Consider the following 19,324-nt stretch of genomic DNA (forward strand, 5'->3'; position numbering starts at 1 on the left):
CATGACCTCGTCAGTTACAGAGCTGATGAAATCAGGCGAGACGTCGGTTCCATACTGCTCGGACAGAAAGGCTCGGAACTCTCTGACCGTCACTCCACGGGCGTACAGGGCGATGATCTTGTCATCGAAACCGGTGTACCGCCGCTGTCAACGCCGACTTAAAACTGACCCACTTAACCCCTCGTTTGCCGAAGTAATATTGACCCGCCCGAATCACTCGTGTTGATCGTGTCCATCGTAGCTCCATCGGGGAAAGTCGGCCACTCTCGGTCTGGTCTGCAAGGTCAGCCCGTACAGCACATCAGCTCTATGCAATGAGTTCGTTGGGCCGAAAACGACAAGGCCTCAATCATTGTCGAGGCCCTGAAGATGTCTATTATTTAATTCCGAAGGAAACAAAAACCCCTATAGGTATGTGCTTGCTAGTTTTTGCAGGCTACCTGCGGAGGCGCAGAAGGATTCAGTCTGATGGGAAATATGATTGAGTTTCCAGCTAAGGGCCTCAGTTCGGAAACTGCGAGGATACACACAAGCCCCTGCCCACCATCGCTCCTTGGCCTGGTGCCTACACCTACCAATGCTTCGTAGTCTTTTCCCGGCTCCAAATTATAAACGACCGCCTGAGCACCACAGGTCCCGTAGGTGCTGCCATAGCTACCAACGGTCGCGCCGAGGGTTGCAATTTGGAACGGTAGATCAGCCCTGACGCGATATTCGGTTACCACCTCTTTGTAGACGCCTTCGGCCATCCGTATTGCAGGGATGTATTCAACAAGAGCAGGCGAAGCTCTTTCCGGCATCCCAATGCTTGCCGACTTCAGGGGGTACTGAGGGTAGTTGATACTCGCTCCCCCGCTCTGCGCGAAACGTCCGGCCTCAGCCATTTTATGACGAGTGGCAGGGGCGCACCCCCCAGTGATGCTATCTCCGTAAACATCGGAATTAGTAATCACGCGAATGCGCGCCATCCCCTCTGACTGAGTAGGCTCCACATATGGGACCGAGGGGATTCCAGAACAACCGGCAAGCATGCAAGCGAAAAGGGTTACGGAAGTGACAGCCCGCATCAACACATCCTTATGTACACGAAAACTCAAAAAAAGCCCGGCGCAATGGCCGGGCTTTGTGTGCCACTCCTCAGCAACGCGCAGGAATGACAGGGTGGGGATAATCTCGCTCAGTCGCTCACTGATGTCAACAGGCTATCGTGCAGCCTCTTTCACCAGCAGACCGTCGGCTTCCAATATCTCTCTTCGAGCGCCTCAGCAGCCTGCCCGGCGGCAACCGCAGCATTGACTGTGGTTTCGCGTCGCCAGGCCCATGCATCCAGCGAGATGTCTACCGACACGGATTGTGGCGCCTTCCGGCGTGCGCCCTTGAGCTTTGGAATGGACCACGCTGTTACCGCCTTGTAGATGGACAGTGTCGGCGCTGGGCTCGCGATGAGTGGCCGGATCTCCCATGGCACAAAGGGTATTTGTCCAGCTCAATCATGGTCTTCTTGAAGGCTGGGCCGTGGCTCTTCCTGATGCCGACACCACAACCGCGCCGTACAAGGCCTGAGCGTCAAGCTTCGTCATCGGCGGCTCTTCGCCAGATTGCGGGTCCGCTCGACGCGATCAGCAAGCCACTCCAGTAGCTCGCCAACCGTCTGCCAACCCAAGATGGCGGCCTTGCCCTCGCTCAACAAGCGCTGGCGAACCTCCGACAGCGGAGCCAGCACCACCTTGGCCGACTGATCCGGATACCACTGAAGGCATGACCAGAAACTACCAGAAGGGCACGAAGATGTGGTGTGGTCCGAGGTCGAAGCAGACCTGGATATCGATGAATTCGCTGGATAGTTTTGCGCGCATTTTGCGCAAGGACGCCCATAAAAAAATCCAGTCACCGCTAAGTGACTGGATTCTTTGGAGTTTTTTGGTCGGGACGGAGTGATTCGAACACTCGACCCCTTGCACCCCATGCGCTTATTTGGCGGATTCCCATAGATCCTATCGGACACTGCTGGACAGGCTTAAACCTAGCAAATACGGGCCTTACAGGCTACTCTTTCATCCTATAGCGTCCAATACCATCCACCACCAGCCAAGCATTTTGGTGGCACAAAAGTGGCACAAAATTCGGGCGCGATGAATTTTACTAGGGGTAGAGAGTGTCCAAAATCACGATCAAGCAATTGGAGGCACTGACAGCGCAAGATGACGGCAAGGTCTTCCGTGAGGATGGAGGATTGGTTGCCGAGGTGCGCGCCGGTGTCCGCGGAATCACGGTTCAGTTCAGCTATGAATTCAAGCTGGATGGAGCGCGAACCAGGAAGCGCTTGGGTAGTTGGCCGAAGAAAAGCTTGGCGCAAATTCGGTCTGAGCGGGACGAAGCCCGCGTACTCGTCACCAAAGGCCTGCACCCTACCCTTGCCGCCAAAGCAGCACGGATCGAGGCTCAAGCGGCAATCGCCACCACTATTGCTGAAGCAGAGCGTGAAGCCGCAGAAAACAAGACAGTGGCCGATCTCTTTGATGAGTGGATACGTGACGGCGTCTCCCGCCAGGACGGCAATGCCGAGCTGATCCGCAGCTTCAAGAAGGACGTACTGCCACTCATTGGCAAGAAGCCGCTGCGCAATCTTACTGAAAAGGATCTGCTCGCTGTCCTGCGCTCAGTCAAATCTCGCGGCCTAAACCGCACCGTCGTTATCCGCAGCAAGGACATCGGCCAGATGCTGCGCTGGGCCGAGAAACGTAAACCATGGCGCGGCCTCATGACTGACGGCAATCCAGCCGACCTGATAGACGTGAACAAGTTGCTCGACCATGACTACGAAGAGCAGCGGGATCGTCTGCTCTCGCCTGACGAGATTCGTGAGCTGCGTGACGTGCTGGAACGCCTAGAAAATGACTACGATGAGCTTCCTGCGGGCCAGAAGTATTCAGGTATTCGCCCAGTCAACACGCGAGTCCAGTGTGCTCTGTGGATCTGCCTGAGCACCCTCTGTCGTATCGGTGAGTTGCTCAAGGCCGAGTGGCGGTACGTGGACTTGGAGAAGGGCACCTGGTTCATCCCTGCCGAGGCCACCAAGGGCCATAAAGGCAAGCGCCAGGATCACCACGTGTTCCTGTCAGCGTTTTCCATTGCGCAGTTCAAACGCCTTCAGGAAGAAACCGGCGATACGCCGTTCTGTTTCCCCAGCAAGGATAGTCGAAGCCACGTTGATACCAAGACTGTCAGCAAGCTCATCGGAGACCGCCAGTGTCGATTCAAGAACCGCAGCAAACCACTGGCCGGCCGGCATCATGACGACTCACTGGTACTGAGCAAGGGAACCAAGGGTGAATGGACCCCGCATGACCTGCGCCGCACGGGCGCGACGATGATGCAGGAGCTGGGGGTAACGCTGGAAATAATCGACCGCTGCCAGAACCATCTACTGGGCGGCTCGAAGGTACGTCGACATTACCTGCACCACGATTACGCCAAGGAAAAGACCGAAGCCTGGCGCTTGTTGGGCGAGAAGTTAGAGTTGATTCTTGCCGGGAGCCCGATAGCTGCTGTCCAGCCTCAGTAGCCAGCTTCTTTTTGATGGCGAAAGGCCAAGACGTAGGCTGTGTCATCTGCGCGCTCATAGCGGTACAGCGCGACGTAACCTGAGTCACCAAACTCGATGATGAGCTCACGCAGCTCGGGCAGATCTGGAAATGGACGCCCTACTTCCGGACTTTCCTCCAATCGAGCGAATTGGCGCTCGATTGCCTGTGCAGCACGGCGCGCGACCTGTGGATCTTTATCGGAGAGGAATCGCCGGCAACGCTCCAAGCCCTTCGCCGCGCCTTCAGTGACAATTAGTCGTGGCACTTGGGAAGCTCTGCCTCAGCATCTGTACCCCAGCTACCAAGCCAGGTGCGAGCCTCCTGGCCGGTCAAGTGCTGGCCGGTTTCCTGGTACGCAGCCCAAGATGCCAGCGCTTCTTGTTTGAAACTCTCACGGGCCTCCTCACGCTCGACGTACTGGGTGATCGCCTCACGCATGATCCAGTGAGATGAGCGCTGGCGCAAACCGGCCAAATGCTGAATGCGCCCTTTCAGCTCGTCGTCAATCTTGATGGAAGTGGCCATGGTCAGCCCTCCGTTATCTAAAGGTATTACCTTTGAATAAGGTAGCAGAGAAAAAACTGTGCTGTCCATGAAGACGCAGATGGGCATAGCACTGGATGGCCCAATCCAAGCCCGAGAATCTGCTGTTCAAAGGTTTTGCAAGGACACCTGGATGGATTTTTCAGCTGCCCGAGCCTTCGTCAATGCGCTCCAGTATTTGTTCGTACAGCTCTGCTGGCACCAGATATGCCATAACACGATCCTGCTCGAGCAAAGCTACAGGGGCACCTGCGGCTTCAGCCAAGATGCGGGATGGGTTTTTCTTCAGCTCAGAAATGCTAACTGCTGCCTCAGAGAAGATGTTTTGCATAGAAAACCTATTTGCCCCTATTGCCCGAGGGTTGCAGGACGAATCTGGATGAAAGATCCCTACCCCGGATGAGCTTGAAGCCCACACGGACTTTCAAATAGAGATAGGCCACATTTTTATTTTATAACTGGGCCCGCCATTCGATTCGAATAAATCTCAGCCACACATTACTGCACTGACATCAGCCCCAAGGAGGTTCGCCCCATGTCATTGCAGTGCCCCCGCTGTCACTCCCCCAAAGTCGCTTCCTTCCATCACGCCATGAAAGTCGGTGCCGCCATCGGCACCGTGGGCGGTGTTGCGCGTGGCGTCAGCGCTGCCCTAGCTGGTGGTCAGGCCGGCGCAGCTATCGGCGCGTTCGCCGGCCCTGTCGGCATCACCCTCGGTTCCGTATCGGGCGCCATTCTCGGCGGCCTGGCCGGTGGCGTGGGTGGCTGTGCGCTTGGCGCACAGCTCGGTGAATCGCTCGACCGTCGCGTCCTGGCCCACAACCTCTGTCTGCTCTGCGGTCATCGCTTCAACCTGCCGGCCTGATCCGGCCCTTTCTCTCCTCTCATTTCAATCGTCCGGTCGGTGCTGCGCCTGGCGCGGCGCTTTATGCCGGCTTGCGCCCAAAGGAATCGTTCACATGGCACATCTCGTCGAAACCATGGCCTACGCAGGCGCCACTCCCTGGCACGGCCTGGGCAATCAGCTCACTCAGAAACAGCCCATCGAAGTCTGGCAACGCGAAGCCGGGATGGACTGGCAGATCCTCGAAAGCCCCGTGCACTTCAAGTCGGATGCGGTCGGTCGCCTGGGCGCGATCCACTCCTTTCCCGAGCAGAAGGTGCTCTTCCGCTCAGACACCAAGGCACCGCTGTCAGTGGTCTCGCAGCGCTACCACACCGTGCAACCTCGGGATGTGCTCGAGTTTTACCGCGACCTCACCGAGGTTTCCGGCTACGAGCTGGAAACCGCTGGCGTGCTCAAGGGCGGGCGCAAGTTCTGGGCGCTGGCGCGTACCGGGCAAGGCGCAACGCTCAAGGGTAACGATCAGGTTAACGGCTACCTGCTGCTGGCGACCTCCTGCGACGGTACCCTGGCCACCACGGCAACACCGACCACCGTGCGCGTGGTCTGTAACAACACCCTGACCATCGCCCTGGACGGCACCAGCCGGGCGATCAAGGTGCCGCACAACACCCGCTTCGATCCGAAGGCGGTGAAGAAGCAACTCGGCATTGCCGTTTCGCAATGGGATGACTTCATGTACCGCATGCGTGCGCTGGCCGAGCGCAAGGTACAGTGGCATGAGGCGCTGGGCTTCTTCATGAACGTGATGTGCGAGACCAGCCCGACCGGCGCTCTGCCGGAGCAACTGCCCAACGAGCGCGCCCTGCGCAAGGTGCAAGAACTGTACGAAGGCCATGGCCGCGGCAGCCAGCTGGACTCGGCACGCGGCACCGCCTGGGGCCTGCTCAACGCCGTGACCGAGTACGTCGACCACGAGCGTCGTGCGCGCAGCATCGAATACCGCATGGACTCGGCCTGGTTCGGCCAGGGGGCGCAGATCAAGCAACGCGCCCTGGATGCTGCGCTGCAGCTCGCCGCTTAACCCTCACTCACATCAACCCTCGCGCCCGGTCAGCCTTGTGCTGGTCGGGCGTTTTTATGTCTGCAGGTGAATACGATGAAAGCCACTTCATTGAATCGCAGCACCAGCAAAACCCGTCCGGCTCTGCGCCTGATCAGCACCAAGGAGCTGCCGCGCGAAGACTGGCTGCAGATCCGCAAGCAAGGTATTGGCAGTTCGGACGCTGCCGCAGCCGTAGGACTGAACCCCTACAAGTCGCAACTGGAGCTGTGGATTGAAAAGACCGGGCGTGAGGCCGGCATGCCGAAGGCTGATCCTCAGGATGAGGAAAGCCCTATGTACTGGGGCAACGTGCTGGAGCCCATCGTGGCCTGGCATTACAGCAAGCGCACGAAGAACAAGGTACGGCGCATCAATGCCGTGCTCCAACATCCGGATCCGGAGCTGCCCTGGATGCTGGCCAACATCGACCGCGAGGTGATCGGTGCCGACGACGTGCAGATCCTCGAATGCAAAACAGCCGGCATAAACGGGGCACGCCTCTGGAAGGAAGGCGTGCCCGAGTATGTGCAACTGCAAGTGATGCACCAGCTCGCCGTCACCGGTAAGCAGGCAGCCGATGTCGCCGTGCTGCTCGGTGGCCAGACGCTGGAGATCCACCGCATCGAGCGGGACGAGCAGATGATCGCGCGCCTGATCGAGCTGGAACGCAAGTTCTGGCACTACGTGGAGACCGACACGCCTCCGCCGGCCGATGGCAGCGCCTCTGCGGAAGCAGCGCTGCGCTGCCTCTACCCGGAGGACAACGGCCAGGTCATCGACTTCAGCGGCCATGCCGGACTGGCCGCTGCCTTCATCGAGCTCAAGGCCGTTCGCCAGTCGATTGCCGACAAGGAAAAGCGCGAGGCCGAGCTCAAGCAAATGCTGCAGCAGGCCATGGGCGATGCCAGCCGGGCGGAGTTCTCCAGCGGCTACGTCAGCTGGCGCAAGGCCAAGGACAGCATCGGTCTCGATGTCGCTCAGCTGCTCCAGGACAAGCCCTACCTGCAGGCCAAATACCCGCTGCTGAAACCCGGTGCGCGGCGTTTCCTGGTCGGCTGATTTCCGCCTCCATCAACTCTTCCCTCCCCTTGGCCAGTCCACGTCGTTCACGCGGCGTGATTGGTCTTTTTTCATTTCAGGAGAGTCACCATGCTCAAAGGTCTGGCTATTACCCCGCCGGTGCTCGGGCGGATTTCCATCGGCAAGGTCGTCGAGAAGAACGGCAAGCGCCTGCCAGAAAAGGATGACCAGTTCACCATCACCTCCCAAGTACAAGGCAAGGACGGCTGGCTGCTGCACCCGCTCAACGACGAGCTGCGTCCGGGCAAGGAGGACAAGCTACGCAGTATCCCGGTGCGCCTGCTGTTCAACGAACCCGAGCTGAATTTCCGCGCCGACTACACCTTATTCGACCGGCAATCGGGGCGGCCGGTTTGCGTCGGCAATGGCGAAACCTGCAAGCGCGTCACACCAAACGGCATGCAGTCGTTGCCCTGCCCTTCGCCGGATGCCTGCCCGCTCGCCAAAGGCGGTGCCTGCAAGCCCTATGGCCGACTGAATGTGGTCATTGGTGATGAGGATCTGCTGGGCAGCTTTGTGTTTCGTACCACCGGCTTCAACAGCATCCGCACCCTGGCTGCTCGACTGCATTACCTCCAGGCTATCTCGGGTAACCGCCTGGCCTGTCTACCACTGGAGCTGCGTCTGCGTGGAAAGTCCACCCGGCAAAGCCATGGCACGCCGATCTTCTACGTCGACCTGACGGTACGAGGCGGTATGGACATGGCCGAGGCGCTGCAGGCCGCCAATGAGCTGGATGCGCAGCGCCAGGCGGCAGGCTTCGACCAGGCCGCGCTGGATGAGGCGGCCAAACGAAGCTTCGGCAACGGCGCGTTCGAGGACAGCGAGGAAGATGTCGGTGCGATCGTCGAGGAGCTCTACCCCGCCGAGGAAAGCCGCCTTGCCATCAACACTCCCCAGCAATCTGCGAAAGCCAACCTGGCCGAGAAGCTGGACGCGCAAGCCCAGCGTCATACCCCACCGATTGGTAACCACCAAGGAGCTCAACATGCGCCTGCACAAGCTCAAGGCCAGTGACTCGACTGGCACCTACCTGGTCGAGGCGCCGGTCACCGAAACCGACATCCTGCTGATGGCCCGCCAGTTGGCGAATCTGCGTCTGCGCCGAGGACGATCTCTGACCTCACCGAAGGAAGTGTTCAGTCACCTGCAGGCGCTGCTGGGCGATTACGAGCATGAGGTATTCGCTCTGCTTCTGCTCGACAGCCGGCACCGGGTAATCGTCTTTCACGAACTGTTCCGGGGCACCCTGGACAGCACCAGCGTGTATCCCCGGGAAGTCGTCAAGGCAGCCCTGGAGCACAACGCCGCGGCAACCGTGCTGGTCCACAACCACCCTTCCGGTGATCCGGAACCCAGCCAGGCTGATTGCTCGCTGACCATCAAATTGAAAGAGGCTCTAAGTCTGGTGGGCATTAGGACGCTCGACCACATCGTGGTCGGCAGTGAAGGCTGCGTTTCGCTGGCCGAACTGGGCCACCTGTGAGGGCGCTGTCATGGCAATGCTACGGCTACTGGCCGCGCTATTCGTGTTCGTCGGCATCCTCGCCGGCTGCATGGTGGCGCTGCTGCTGGTGATTCTGATGGTGCGCTTTCCGCCGCTATTGATTGCCGTGCTACTGGCTTGCTGGATCTTCAGCCGACTGGCGAAACGCGCGGTGAAGTCACCTCAGTGAGCGACATAGATCAGCGTGCGCAGCCGCAGGGTTGCGCACGCTGGTTGCCTGGTCATTTTTCTTTTGTTGTCTCTTGCGTGTTGTCACGAGCACCATTTGAACGGGTACGGTTCCTGATCAAGCAGCTATCTAGGTAGGTGCAGCCATACATCCGGCCTCGCACAACACCTTCGCCTGAGGCATCACCAACTGTGCGTCCTCGCCTGCAATGGGTCAGCCCACAAGAACACTAATATAAGTCGGCCACTCCCCTCCTGAGACCATGCTGGCATCTTTGTACTTCGCCAGCATCTGCATCGCCTGCCCCTTGCACTCGCTGTAGAAGTCGAATCCCATTTGATCACGCTGAGGCATGCGGCCACGCCAATAGCCCATTCCTTGATCAAGAAATATCTTGCAGCGCTTTCCTGAGGCCCAAATCACGGAAATCTCCCTGCTGTGTTGTAGATCCCGGGCGTGCTCTTTGATGTCGATCATAGGCTCTAGGGAGAATTGGCTACCCAGCCATAGGCTAAGCACGGCCTCTTGATCCGCTGCATCTAACCAGTCATGCGATGTCAGCGAGCTCATTTGCCCAGGGCTGGCAGCGAGTGTCTGGATGCTAAGGTTCTTGAGCTCCGGATTTTTGAATATATCTAGGAATCCGCTGAGGAGCATCAACGACCAAGGCGACTTCAGGTATCGATCTGAATAGCTAAGGCTTACGGCTCTGTCATTCGCTAGCAGTTCAGCAACCTCTGGAGCCTGCTTACCGATCAGTACTTGCAGCCGTTTACCCAGATCTCGCACAGGCCCATTCAGCTCAGTGGTGACCTGGATGACCCTGGCGTCCTGCTCTTGCCGACGCCAGCCACTCGTGTCGATGGCCTTGCCCTCGAGGCCGGGTAATTGCTGTGTGCTGACCCAGACAGCACTGCCGTTACCCTCCAGCCATTGAGCACCGGGCATGACTGGAGTCGGGTCGTTACAAAGCAAACTTTTGCAAATACCTCCAGAGGTGATTTGAGTCGCCAGGAAGAGGCCTTCGGGAAGACCCCCTCTGATGACCTCGAGCACCGTCACCCCTAGGTGAGCCAGTACCGACAGGCTGTTCTTCAGCTCGCTACTGAGTGCGGCGCCTGCAGGTAGTGCAATTCTGACTGGCAATTTGTCTGCGAGCTGCCAGGTTAAGAGACGCTCGCGGAATTCAGGGTGATCGATCTCCCAATCATCTGCTTCGCCCTGCAATAGCACTGTTATCGAGTTGCCAACAGCACTCCGGTCGATTTTGTTGATAGCAGCGTTCAGGTAGCGCAGCGGTCCAACTGAACAGTAACGCACCCCAGGAACCCTTGAAAGATCGCCTGGCAGTTCCAGATGCTCAATCAAACCGGATTGCTGGATCCACTTCAGCGCCATTCTGCGGTCCAGTTCCTCCCGCTCAACCCGACTGTCTTGACCTGCTAAGCAATGAGAACAGACATTCTCGCAGCTAACAGGGCACTCGAGTTTCGCTCGGGCTTTCTCCAGCAAACTCGACAGATCTTCAAGTCCAGACAGGACGAAACCAGCACCGCCACTGACTTCGTCGAACAACTGAATCACACTGCGGGCCTGGCCGCTTTCCAGATCCTTGTCCAGACGGAAACCAAACCCCATCTCCGTAGTAGCGATACCGAGCTGATCCGCAATCACATCACGCATAGCGACTGCCAGTGTCATGGCGATAGCTTGCTCTTTAGTGCTGGCTCCCAGCCAGTGGCCTGTGAGAGGGCTTTTCAAGAACACCTCCAACACGTCAGTGTGAATCTGGTAGCCAAGAAAAATACTGGTTTGTACGGATGAGCCTGGGCAATCATGCTCCTTGTGACTACCCGTAATACCGCCCACCGGGCGGTGCGATTGATCCGGAAGTAGTGTTTTCGGGATATCACCTGATGCCAGCATCGACTCAGCGCGGCCACAGATCATGCAAACGGCATAGCCTTTTTCATGCTCACCGGAGGAATGATGGAAAACGCTGCCTCCATGGCCAAAGCGGACGAAGCCGCAGCTAGGGTCAGGTAGTGCAATGCTGGAACCGGCCACCTGGATACGCGGGCGCTCGACTCGGATAAATTTTTGCGACGAGATATCGTTACTTGTTGACTCATAGAAGTCAGTGACAAACCCGCCTGGGCGCAGGACCTTGCGCTGCTCGGAGAACGGAATGGGGGCTGCACAATGAGTACAGGTCAACTCCGCGCTGTTCGTATAGGCGTTTTCTTTTACGCCAGCAGCTCCACAGTGCGAACAACGCCAGGCAATATCAAACTTTTGCGCCTCGTTGACCTGCCCTGATGCATGCCACTGAAGACTCACACCGGCCGAGCGGTACACCCGACCATCGATAACGACCTGCGATCCTGGCGCGTACTCGCGGATGGCAATGTTCAGCCCGCGTGATGGCAGCTCCTTGTTGTTGAAAACGCTGTCTTCACGACTGCTCTTCCGCTCGCGCTTATGCTTGAAGTCCTCGATATTGTAGGTATTCAGCGTCACCACATCGGTTGGGAAACCGTACCCTGGCAAGAACGCGCGGGCGGCGAGGTCTCTGAGCAGATACTCATCACAGTGACGTTTCTTTTCCAGTTCGAGAGCTTTCTTGTAAGGCTCATCTTTGGCAGCCAGCAGCTTGTGATTGAGCTTGCGAAACTCCTCCAGCCAGCCGCATTCAATCTCCTGAACTGCGTCTCGGGTATCCGCAGTGATGGACAGTACTGCTCGCCCTTGCAGACAAGTTCCGGAAACCAGCATGCGCACTGGTTCGGCATACTCGTCTGGGCAACTGGCCAACCAACTGATGAACTGCCGGCAGGGAGATTCATCCGCGCCAAAGAACCAGTGCAAGGTCAGTTTGGTGCGGTCACCATCGCTTTGAGTCTGAGTGCGCAGGAATATGGCGAGCAGCAGCGAATTCACATGTCGCTGCACAATCCTGTCCGAACTCAGAGTGATGCTCGGTGCGGGAATGGCGGTGATGAATGGCCACTTGGGCTGAGCGAATGCCCTTTGATTGTGCGGATCGGCCTTGCACAGGGTGTAGGCAATGGCGCGTGCCTCACTCCGGCGGCCTGCCCGCCCGGCGCGCTGAAGATAGTTAGCTGGGTGTGGTGGTACGTTGTTCATCACCACGGCAGAAATACCGCCGATGTCGACACCCATCTCCATAGTGGTGGAGCAGTTCAGTACATTAATCCTGCCCTTTTTGAACAGGTCTACGTAGGTATCCAGTTTCTGAGCAGACTGCTGAGCAGAATGCTCTGCGGTTCGATAATAGAAACCACCTTCAACCGTTCTGTCGCTCAGGTTTGACCAGAGGCTTTCATATCGCAGTTTTTCAATTACCGGATCCTGACCGACACGCATTCTGATCTGAGTTAGCTTTGCGGTCGCACTTCCATCTACTTGCAGGCGACTAAGAGGTGCCAGCTGAACTGGTTGACACCGATAGTCTCGCGGTAGCTGCTTGATAGGAAGATAAGGCGTAAGGCCTCTAAACGTTGTCTCAAAAATGCGGTGCGTGAGGGGGCATACCCAGCCCGTGGCCGGCAATGAAAACGTCAGGGACTCCAGCCTGAGGTTATGGCCAGCATCCGTAGACTCCAGAATGGTGGCCTTTACCAGCGCGTGCCAAGCGGCATCGAGCCAGCCGTTGATTTTATCGGCATCGGTGCTCTGAGTTCGGTTCAGACCCGTGGCTATCTCGAGGAGTTTCACCAACCTCGTGGGATTGCCAGCTCTGACCTGTGGCCACTTCTTGATCACGTGGCTTTCGTCAATATCACTCTTCGGCGGGAAAAGAGACTTAGGTGTAAATCGACTGCCCATCCAAAGCTGCATGTCTCGGTTCAAGCGTACGAAGGTGTTGTCCCGCACATAAAAGTCCAGTGCAACCTTTAGAAAGTCCTGCCAGTCCTTGAGCGTCAGCTTAGATTTGCTGCCGGGGTCGCCAGTCGATGATATCGCTGTGGTCTGCTCCCAGAGCGATGGGCAACTGTTTATCGTTTCCAAGCCTTTGTAGCTAACACGAACCAGACCCAGAGTTTCCGTGCTGTTCTGGCTCTTCGGGCGACGGGCAAACTCCCTGGCCAACAACAAGCGCGCCATCGTTGTGCCGCCTTGACTGCCATCGAACAGGGCCGGGTTGGCATAGCGGTTGTACTCAAGGATGGATTGCTCAATATCCTTCGTGGCTGCCAGCTCTCGAACCATTTGCTCCCAGTCAACTGCGGCAACACGATCCTGCGCCAGGCTTCCTGAGCGCATAGCTTCTGCTTGGGTACGAAGATCGCTCGCCATACTCGCCATACCGAGCTTCTCCAGGTTGGCCGCCTGGATAATAAGTGCATCGTAATCGCCAGTAGGCACATCCTGCGGCTGGCTATCGATTTTGGCCTGCGCATTACGCAGCGTCTCAAATACCAAGCCACGAAGACGAGAGCGCTCTGCTTCCTGCTGCATACGTACCGCCATGCGCGCAGTACCTTGGCGGCTATCGGTGAAGGTGATCAGCTTGCGTCCGCGCCCTGGTAGCTCCTCTGGGGATCGGCCATCACAGTCTTCCTTATCGGGATCAGGGCAGAATTCCAATACGGTTGGAACCGCATTCGCCACGTAAAATGGCGCCCCCAAATAGGCTTTTCTCAGGAAGCTCCGGCCATCTGGAAACGCATGCTCGCATTCACTGCAGCAGGCCTGTTTTTCTTCAGCAAAAACAATATGAAGAGGCTTCTGCCCCACCAGACTGCCGACCTTCAGGGTTTCAAGATCGATCCGATCAGATTGATAGGGTTCATGAGCCGCAGGTAAGCCGGCAATTACAAGGCGTTGAACGGGCGTCTTGTGGCTGGGGCCCGTAACTGCACTACCTGAAGGTGAATCCTCTTCTCCGTGCTCGTAGCTCAGGGAGAACTCATCGCCGGTGTAGGGGCTGAGCTGGTGAAGCTCGCCACTGCGATCTTCCGCAATCAAATGTGGCGTCTTGCAGTCATCACAGAAACCCAACTCGTAGACTGGGGCCTGGCATTCACAGCGGGCGCGTTGATTGACGTAGACATTGCCAAATGGCCAGTCCAACAGGTGCTGGGACTTCGTGCTGCAATTCGGATCAACGCAGGCCCATAGACCATTCAGCATGCGCTGGAAGAAGTGGGCACGTATCTTCAAGAAAGGAGGCTCCGAGGGGGCCAACCGAGTGCCGGTGAGTACATCTAGCCAGTCCAGAACCTCCTGTTGTCGAGCCAGCACGGTGTTGCCCTGCAACAGGTCACTGACGGAACGAATAAGGTCGTTGAGATCCAGCGGCTTGGGTGAACTGACCACGGCGTGGCGGAGAGTTTGGGCGATGGGGTGCTGACACAGTGCTTCGAAGCGAGCAATGGATGCCTCAGTATCAGGCTCAACAGCCTGAATATCTTCCAAGGTGAGTGTGCGCTGCGGTTTGTGAAACTGCAGATCGGGCCAGACTCGCGAGCCACTGATGACTTCGACCTGTTCAAGCCTTACGCCTGCGAGATTGGCCAGATAATGCTTCAAGCGCTCTTCGGCATCGGCGCCCGCAATAGTGGCGGACGTGGCCACAAAGCGAATCTGCTCGGGATGCTTGCCGAATGCCTGAACCACGCGCCGCAGTAACAGCGACATCTCAGCCGCCTGTGAGCCGATATATGTGTGCGCCTCATCGAGGACGATCCAGCGGAGAGATTGCTGTTGTCTGGAAATCTCCAAGATTGGATTGTCCACCTGACGTACCAGCATGTACTCCAGCATGGTGGCGTTGGTCATCAGGATGGGGGCAGGCTCCTTGCGCAGCAGTTGGCGGGAAAGGATCTGGTTAGGCTTCAGGGCCTGCTCTTTACGTACAAAGCCCTCCGTCTCTTCGGTCTTGCCGTTATAGAGACAGAATCGAATGTCCTGGCCATAAGCCCGCGTCCAGGCATCCAAGCGCTCTTGCTGGGAATTGATTAGCGCATTCAATGGATAGAGGAATAGTGCCCTTACCCCAACCAAAGGCGCCTTGTTCCGCTCACGCTCACGAATGAGATCCTCGAGGATCGGCACCATGAAGCATTCCGTCTTGCCCGAGCCGGTGCCGCTAGTAATCACCACCGATTTTGCTTTGTCAGCTAGAAGCATGCTCCAGGCATGAAGCTGGTGGACGTAGGGCTTCGCGCTTTTCGGGAATTGATAGGCGTGGGCATTCTGCAGGGTGCCCAGTAGACTCTCAGAGAGCAGGCTGGGCGATAAATCCTGCAAGCGTTTGTCGGACTCTTGCCAGCCAAAGGTGTGCTCAAACACTGGTGGAGCCAGAAAGCAGCCGTCAGCCCCCAACTCATCCACCATGTTCTCGCTAAGGTGGTGACGTAGTCCCGCATGGTTGATGCCCAGCACACCCAGTGTTGCCTCACGCGTACGGTTGAGGCTCTGTTCGATCAAGTCTCTGAAGTAACGCATTGAAAACCCTTATGCCTCGCTCTGCGTGGCCAGTAAATAAGACACCATCAGTGCATGAGCCGGATTGAACCAGTTTTGCCTGTCAAAGTCGGCGAGCAGGCGGACTGCAAATTTCAGATAGGGCAATGGCACGCCCAGGTCGTTCAGCCTGGCCTTTTCGGCCGTCACAAAGGCCATGAAGATCGGTAAATAGATCACCGCATTGGCATAACCCACTGCCGAGAGCGTCTTAAGCTGCGCCGGCAGCTCCTGCCGGGAGATCCAGGTGCCGAGCTCGGAGCTCAGCTCCGTCGGCCAGCGCCTGTTTGAGCCGTGCACCTGGCGCAGTTGCCCGCACCAGATGGGTAGAGCTGCTTCAGGCGGCACCTTGGTCAGCGAAGCGCACTTACCGGTGTGCAGATAGTCGTCGACATGGTCAAAACCGGATACGACTGCACGCAGCACAGAAGCCCGATTCTCCTCAAGATTGCGGATCAATACCTGCGGCAAGCCCAGGTCATGAAGGCTGCGCAGGAAGTACTGATACACCTCCGCCCAGAGGCGCAATGACGTTGCCTCCCAGATCACCGCCAGCTCATCACGCACACGATTGCAGAATGCCTCGTCCATTTCCAGGCGCAGCACAGCCAAAGCCATGGCACGTGGATGGTGTGAAAGCGCCTTCCAGCTTTCGAACGACGACAGGGGTAGATGCGCGAAGTACTGTTTAAGGTCGGCCAGGTACTGCCAACCACTGTGGCCGAAGTCTTCGGCCATCGCAGCTATCTGCTGATTGATCACTTCCGGGTTGTGCTCGGGATGGAACACCTCTGTCGCCCGATGCAGCGAGCAGACCTCGCCCGCCATGTCGATGTCCTGGGTATTCGATACGTATAGCGCCGGGCGGAACTGAATGCTGCTGTCCTGGGCTGGATAAATCAGCCAGGGGCCCCTGCGCTGCAAGGCATTGGGTATCTCAAACAAGCCCGTGCCAACATCCTGGCTTGTCCTCTCCGCCAGTACCAGCGGAGCTTGCTTGGGGTCGGACATCAGCATGGCCTCGACTCGCGCAGCATCGAGTACATTGGAGGAGCCGATATCGCAGATGGCAAAGATATCCCGCCCTTGCCAGGCCAGGCGCCCGTTGTAGCGCCGGATGTTCAAGCTGAGCAGGCGTTGCTCGGTTTCCACATGGAGTTTGATGAAGGCGTCCTGTTCGTCCACCGCCCCCAGCATCTGTAGGATGTCGTTTTGATAGCTGTAAAGACTCAGCTGGACGGGATCTTGGCCGACCCTGACCTCATACACCCGCTGAGGGCGCAGCGCTGATTCGCTTACCAGCTCCAGTACCAGAAAAAAACTCTGACCTTGCGGCTGGCCTGAGGCCAGAGCAACACGATGGCCGAGCAGCTCGCTTAGGCTGAGCTCACGGCTGCTGGTAGGCTGTAGATCGGTATCAAGCAGGCGGGCACCTTGGTAGGGGTATGGCAGACGCACCTGCATAGGCTGCTGACTCCCTCCAGTGCCAAGCTCCAGAACAAAGCTAGCGGGTGGCTTCTGGCTATCGTGCTGCAGAAAAAAAACCTTTTCTTGCACATCGGACAGTCGCTGGCATTTCAGGCTGTCACTAACGATTCGGCAATCCAGCTGCTGCGCGCTCTTGAGCGTGATCCGTGCCGGTTGCCCTTGAATGCCAGGAGATAATCCCAGGCTGAACTCCCTGGGAAGCACGGCAAATCGACGCTGCAGCAGGGTTTTCCCGCTCTTGCTACGCAGACTGTAACGAACCAAGCCATGAAAGCCCGAACGTCTTAGCGCGTCCAATGGCAGGCCATTGCCAAACTCGACCAACTCGTCGCGGCCGTAAGTAAAGCCTTCCGGCAAGTCGAGACTGGGCCAGCCGAGGAAAATGGTCGAGGGATTGCTGTCGTACTGAGCCTGGTTGCCGATGAGTGCTGGTTTCAGCGCCTCCTCCTGCGCCTGATTGAGTTCGATACGATAGACATCATCCTTGTAGTGCAACGAAATATCCGCAGTCACTTCGACCCAATGACCGGCGTCCCTGTCGAGGCCAATATTGGTTGGTGCCTCCAGTTCGGCGTTCAGCTCAAATCCTGAAGGCAAGCGAATCAACGCCTTGTTGCCTGACAGACTGCAAGAGGATGTGCCTGCCAGCTGCCAACGCTCTACGCGGCGCTCGAAAACCAGCGGTGAGTACTGGAAGTCTAGCGCGCTGTCCTCGAACTTGAAGCGGTGGACCACTCGCCCATTGTCGAGCAGGCGCAGCGTCACTGGCTCAGACACGTGGCGGCGCTCCAGGGTGACCTGCGTATTGCTGAAGCGAACCTGCAGATTATCGCCGCTTAGTTGTCCGTAAACGGCGCCCCCTCGGGCCAGTATGTGCTCACCTTCGTAATAGGCGATATCCAGCCGAGTGCTACTGAGCTGGGTAAGGTCGATTTTGAATGTGGCGTGCTGTGGCAGGATCAGTTCGGTGCGAATCGCCCACGCGGGCAGCACGCCTTGAAGTACATGTTCACAGGTAAACTCACGCGCCCTTTCGAGTACCTCCTTGCGTTCCTGACGTTTCTGCCCTGCATCACGCAGCCAGTCGTTGATCAGGCGGCGTGCGTTAGTTTCGTCGAGCGGGATGGGAAACTCTCCGGACCAATAAGGAGCGACCTTATCCAGATAGCTGGCTGGGTCCTGTTGGTCCTTCAGTGGATAGTGCTCAACCAGGTACATCAGTTGGTCGACGATTCCAGCCAACAGCTGACGTGTTTCCAGGGTGCGGAACGCTAGCGGTAGATCCTCCTCGAAGTCCGCCATCAAGTCCGAGGTGGTTCGGCGGTTGCCTTCAGTACGGAAGAAGTGCTTGATTCCGCGCTTAACCGCTCGGCCAAAGCCGTGCTTGTCATCCTGCACCAGCGGCCAGGGCAGCCCGCCTTCGGCAAACAGGGTACCCAGCCAGTCGCGCCCATTTTCCCGCCGCCGAACGGGACGCAGCCAATAGTCGAGGCCTTTTTGGGTCAGCGTGGCGTGGTCGGCTGGACTGAGCAGGACTCCAAGCTCTGCCTCGGCGCCAGCCCAAGACCAAGAGCGGTTGTAGTTGCGCCGATACTGCTCACTGACAAATAGGCAAAAGCAGGCGCTCAAATGCTGCAAATGCGCAGGATTGTCGCTGCGCCGCAAATGTAGCTTAAGCAAATCACGCAACGAGGCGTATTCACTCTCGGAGAGCTGATAGCTGTATAGCGGTCTACCGTTCGGCCCCTTGAAGAGTTCGCGATTGAGCAGTAGCTCGTTTAGCCAGGCCTTGAAGGGGTTGATTGCAGGCACATTGGTATTCATCGGAACACTTCCTTTTGTTCAAGACCTGATTGTTCAATGTTCGGCTTGGATCATGCCAAGAGATGCGCGAATTGACATCATTCTTTCGAGGCTTTGCTCATCTGGCAGATAAGAAGCACCGAACAGCGGATCGATCCAAACTAACTCGCCGGTGCTAGAACGGCGCATGAGGTTGCTGATGTGCACATCGGCATCAGCGCCAGAGCGAGCGGCTTTGGCCAGGGTTTTTAACAACGGCGCAAACTCTGGGTACAGCACGGCCATGGCCTGACAGCGCTCAATCAGCGCGGGCAGATCTGGTTCCATAACTAACTGTTCACCATCACTCAGCTCATCCAGCAGGGCGGCAAGACGCTGAACGGTTACATTTTCTCTATCGAGCTCGTCCAGCCATTCCACCTCGGCCAGCCAATAGAACTCCTCTTCGCCTCCCTCGTCAGAAGGCGCCACGGCACCGAAGTCCTGAAGAAAACGCATCACCTGCTGGTTACCGTGCATGGACTCCCATGCGAGAAAGTTATGGCCGCAGCCATCCCGAGTCAGGCGATAAAGTCGCCCGTCTCTCTGAAAAAGCATTGCAGACGAGCCCTTGGTGAAGAACTCAGCTGCACATAGAGGCTCCTGACGGCGAAGCCATTCGTAGAAGGGACCGCTGAAAAGCTCAGTCGTACTCATGACTAATTGC

At 57.4% G+C, this 19,324-nt stretch carries 13 protein-coding genes and 1 pseudogene; 7 read left to right on the forward strand and 7 right to left on the reverse strand.

The genetic code is table 11. The features are described from left to right. A pseudogene (locus KY379_RS16685) lies at positions 1 to 147 on the reverse strand (transposase); the annotation flags it as partial. A 2,008-nt stretch (positions 148 to 2,155) separates the two neighbouring features. Here KY379_RS16685 and KY379_RS16690 point away from each other — a divergent pair. After that, a complete protein-coding gene (locus KY379_RS16690; protein WP_261240976.1) occupies positions 2,156 to 3,565 on the forward strand; it encodes a tyrosine-type recombinase/integrase in 1,410 nt (469 codons plus the stop codon). Here KY379_RS16690 and KY379_RS16695 read toward each other — a convergent pair. The 3 genes from KY379_RS16695 to KY379_RS16705 form a co-directional block, all read right to left on the reverse strand. Then, positions 3,559 to 3,852, reverse strand: a complete 294-nt coding sequence (locus tag KY379_RS16695; protein WP_010953434.1) for a type II toxin-antitoxin system RelE/ParE family toxin — start codon at positions 3,850 to 3,852, stop codon at positions 3,559 to 3,561. The two genes, KY379_RS16690 and KY379_RS16695, sit on opposite strands and share 7 nt — an antisense overlap. Further along, positions 3,840 to 4,112 (reverse strand): CopG family ribbon-helix-helix protein, encoded by a 273-nt coding sequence (locus KY379_RS16700; RefSeq protein WP_020309275.1) that lies wholly within the window; start codon positions 4,110 to 4,112, stop codon positions 3,840 to 3,842. Before KY379_RS16700 ends, KY379_RS16695 begins: the two co-directional genes overlap by 13 nt. 160 nt (positions 4,113 to 4,272) lie before the next feature. Further along, positions 4,273 to 4,461: a type II toxin-antitoxin system Phd/YefM family antitoxin gene (locus KY379_RS16705; RefSeq protein WP_409977281.1), complete on the reverse strand. Its 189-nt coding sequence runs from the start codon at positions 4,459 to 4,461 to the stop codon at positions 4,273 to 4,275. Between the two features lie 204 nt (positions 4,462 to 4,665). Between KY379_RS16705 and KY379_RS16710 the strand changes: the two genes are divergently transcribed. The 6 genes from KY379_RS16710 (at position 4,666) to KY379_RS16735 (ending at position 8,835) form a co-directional block, all read left to right on the forward strand. Then, positions 4,666 to 4,995 (forward strand): hypothetical protein, encoded by a 330-nt coding sequence (locus KY379_RS16710; protein WP_261240979.1) that lies wholly within the window; start codon positions 4,666 to 4,668, stop codon positions 4,993 to 4,995. Between the two features lie 94 nt (positions 4,996 to 5,089). Continuing rightward, complete coding sequence (locus tag KY379_RS16715; protein WP_261240980.1) at positions 5,090 to 6,058, forward strand: DUF932 domain-containing protein; 969 nt, start codon at positions 5,090 to 5,092, stop codon at positions 6,056 to 6,058. A gap of 75 nt (positions 6,059 to 6,133) precedes the next feature. Beyond that, positions 6,134 to 7,138 (forward strand): YqaJ viral recombinase family protein, encoded by a 1,005-nt coding sequence (locus KY379_RS16720; protein ID WP_261240981.1) that lies wholly within the window; start codon positions 6,134 to 6,136, stop codon positions 7,136 to 7,138. A 90-nt stretch (positions 7,139 to 7,228) separates the two neighbouring features. Beyond that, entirely contained in the window at positions 7,229 to 8,176 is a 948-nt protein-coding gene (locus KY379_RS16725; RefSeq protein WP_261240982.1) for a hydrolase or metal-binding protein, read from the forward strand. Beyond that, positions 8,148 to 8,645 (forward strand): RadC family protein, encoded by a 498-nt coding sequence (gene radC, locus KY379_RS16730; RefSeq protein ID WP_261240983.1) that lies wholly within the window; start codon positions 8,148 to 8,150, stop codon positions 8,643 to 8,645. The genes KY379_RS16725 and radC overlap by 29 nt, the downstream gene beginning before the upstream one ends. Positions 8,646 to 8,655: 10 nt before the next feature. Continuing rightward, entirely contained in the window at positions 8,656 to 8,835 is a 180-nt protein-coding gene (locus KY379_RS16735; RefSeq protein ID WP_261240984.1) for a hypothetical protein, read from the forward strand. Between the two features lie 213 nt (positions 8,836 to 9,048). Here the strand turns inward: KY379_RS16735 and KY379_RS16740 are convergent, their stop codons facing one another. From KY379_RS16740 to KY379_RS16750, 3 genes are read right to left on the reverse strand one after another with little or no spacing between them, the layout of a single operon-like run. Beyond that, the gene (locus tag KY379_RS16740; protein ID WP_261240985.1) at positions 9,049 to 15,309 is read right to left on the reverse strand and encodes a DEAD/DEAH box helicase; all 6,261 of its coding nucleotides are present in this window, start codon (positions 15,307 to 15,309) and stop codon (positions 9,049 to 9,051) included. Between the two features lie 9 nt (positions 15,310 to 15,318). After that, positions 15,319 to 18,639, reverse strand: a complete 3,321-nt coding sequence (locus tag KY379_RS16745; protein WP_261240986.1) for an STY4851/ECs_5259 family protein — start codon at positions 18,637 to 18,639, stop codon at positions 15,319 to 15,321. Positions 18,640 to 18,672: 33 nt separating this feature from the next. Continuing rightward, positions 18,673 to 19,314, reverse strand: coding sequence for a hypothetical protein (locus KY379_RS16750; RefSeq protein WP_261240988.1), 642 nt, complete (start codon positions 19,312 to 19,314; stop codon positions 18,673 to 18,675). Positions 19,315 to 19,324: the final 10 nt, after the last annotated feature.

This window comes from Pseudomonas sp. HD6422 (assembly GCF_025377065.1).
Lineage (GTDB): Bacteria > Pseudomonadota > Gammaproteobacteria > Pseudomonadales > Pseudomonadaceae > Aquipseudomonas > Aquipseudomonas putida_U.

Bases quoted from the DNA above. Each gene is read 5' to 3' on its own strand.
- KY379_RS16700 (WP_020309275.1), bottom strand. From the start codon at position 4,112: ATGGCCACTTCCATCAAGATTGACGACGAGCTGAAAGGGCGCATTCAG.
- KY379_RS16705 (WP_409977281.1), bottom strand. From the start codon at position 4,461: ATGCAAAACATCTTCTCTGAGGCAGCAGTTAGCATTTCTGAGCTGAAG.
- KY379_RS16710 (WP_261240979.1), top strand. From the start codon at position 4,666: ATGTCATTGCAGTGCCCCCGCTGTCACTCCCCCAAAGTCGCTTCCTTC.
- KY379_RS16715 (WP_261240980.1), top strand. From the start codon at position 5,090: ATGGCACATCTCGTCGAAACCATGGCCTACGCAGGCGCCACTCCCTGG.
- KY379_RS16720 (WP_261240981.1), top strand. From the start codon at position 6,134: ATGAAAGCCACTTCATTGAATCGCAGCACCAGCAAAACCCGTCCGGCT.
- KY379_RS16725 (WP_261240982.1), top strand. From the start codon at position 7,229: ATGCTCAAAGGTCTGGCTATTACCCCGCCGGTGCTCGGGCGGATTTCC.
- radC (WP_261240983.1), top strand. From the start codon at position 8,148: ATGCGCCTGCACAAGCTCAAGGCCAGTGACTCGACTGGCACCTACCTG.
- KY379_RS16735 (WP_261240984.1), top strand. From the start codon at position 8,656: ATGGCAATGCTACGGCTACTGGCCGCGCTATTCGTGTTCGTCGGCATC.
- KY379_RS16740 (WP_261240985.1), bottom strand. From the start codon at position 15,309: ATGCGTTACTTCAGAGACTTGATCGAACAGAGCCTCAACCGTACGCGT.
- KY379_RS16745 (WP_261240986.1), bottom strand. From the start codon at position 18,639: ATGAATACCAATGTGCCTGCAATCAACCCCTTCAAGGCCTGGCTAAAC.
- KY379_RS16750 (WP_261240988.1), bottom strand. From the start codon at position 19,314: ATGAGTACGACTGAGCTTTTCAGCGGTCCCTTCTACGAATGGCTTCGC.